Annotated in this window: 1 protein-coding gene; it reads right to left on the bottom strand. The window is 67.1% G+C overall.

Annotated elements, in window-relative coordinates; translation table 11 throughout:
• A partial coding sequence (locus ASG00_RS18460) for a PHP domain-containing protein (RefSeq protein WP_235559579.1) occupies positions 1-153 on the bottom strand: 153 nt, incomplete at its 3' end.
• Positions 154-240 lie beyond the last annotated feature (87 nt).

The raw sequence follows: 240 nt of genomic DNA on the forward strand, positions 1-240 counted from the left end.
ACCGATGATCGGGGTGATGCCGGCATCCTTCGCGGTCTTGTAGAACTCGTACGCGGCGAAGGTGTTGCCGTGGTCGGTGACCGCGAGCGCGGGCATGCCGAGGCGGACCGCCTCCTGCACCATCGGCCCGATGCGGGCCGCACCGTCGAGCATCGAGTACTCGCTGTGAACGTGCAGGTGAACGAAGGAATCGGCTGCCACGCGTCGAGTCTAGGTCGACCCTCGGACACGGCGTCGGCG

Source organism: Microbacterium sp. Leaf351 (assembly GCF_001423825.1).
In the GTDB taxonomy this organism is placed as follows: domain Bacteria; phylum Actinomycetota; class Actinomycetes; order Actinomycetales; family Microbacteriaceae; genus Microbacterium; species Microbacterium ginsengisoli.